Here is a 1,024-nt window from a genome sequence, read left to right as displayed (position 1 = left end):
CCGAGACCACTGCGGATGAAACCACGATTTGGGGGTTTTGTACACCCCCCGGGCGGGCTGGTGGAGGGCGCTTGCAGGCGCGCTGCGCAGGGCTACTGGCCGATATCCACAAACCGGGTCAGCGCCTGCAGCGCCGGGAAATCGCCCGCGCCCTTGGTCTTCATGGCCTTCACCGACTCCATCACATGGCGGTTGCTCCAAATGGCGCCTTGCAGCCAGCCCATTTGCTTGAGCGAGTCGTCCACCGAGTGGTCACGTGCGTAGTGGATGGCCTGCTTGGTGCCCCAGATGGCGACCGGCGGTTTGGAGGCGATTTCGGCTGCGCATTGCAGCGCGGCGGCCAGCATGGCTTCCTCGGTATCGAAGATGGCGTTGACCAGGCCGTATTGCAGCGCGCGGTCGGCGCCCAAACGCCGACCCGTGTACGCCATCTCTTTCACCACCGCCAGCGGAATCAGCTTGGGCAGGCGCTGCAGCGTGCCTACGTCGGCCACCATGCCGATGTTGATTTCCTGGATGCAGAAGAAGGTCTGCGGTGTGGCGTAGCGTATGCAGCAGGCGGTGACCATGTCCACCGCGCCACCAATGCAGCCGCCCTGGATGGCTGCGATCACCGGTATGCGCAGGGTCTCCAGCTTGGTGAAGGTGGCCTGCATGTCGCCCAGCGTGTCGAAGATGGCGGCACGGCCTTCGGGGCTGTTGTCGTCCATCTGGATGGCGCCCGCAAAGGTCTCCAGCGCCATGCCGGCGCTGAAATGTTTGCCGGTGCTGCTGATGACCAGGGCGCGGGCTGCTCCGTCTTGATGCAAATGGGTCAGCACCGTATCCAGCTCCCGCCAGAAGGTGGGGTGCATGGTGTTCATTGCTTCGGGTTTGTTGAGCACCAGGTGGGCGATGTGGTTGTTGGTGGTCAGGGAGAAGCAGGTGAGATTGGATGTTGTTGTCATGGATGGCTCCGGGTTATTTGCGGTTACTTTAGTGCATGTCGGTAGCGCTACCTGTCGCGTCGGATCAGGGTGGGTGG

The 1,024-nt window shown here is 62.8% G+C and carries 1 protein-coding gene; it reads right to left on the bottom strand.

Annotated elements, in window-relative coordinates; genetic code table 11:
* Positions 1-92: 92 nt before the first annotated feature.
* Positions 93-947: an enoyl-CoA hydratase-related protein gene (locus tag AC097P_RS25100; RefSeq protein WP_479613124.1), complete on the bottom strand. Its 855-nt coding sequence runs from the start codon at positions 945-947 to the stop codon at positions 93-95.
* Positions 948-1,024 lie beyond the last annotated feature (77 nt).

Source organism: Rhodoferax sp. ZS1R8, assembly GCF_056521325.1.
This window is presented reverse-complemented; position numbering and strand designations above follow the sequence as displayed.

Bases quoted from the DNA above. Each gene is read 5' to 3' on its own strand.
- AC097P_RS25100 (WP_479613124.1), bottom strand. From the start codon at position 947: ATGACAACAACATCCAATCTCACCTGCTTCTCCCTGACCACCAACAAC.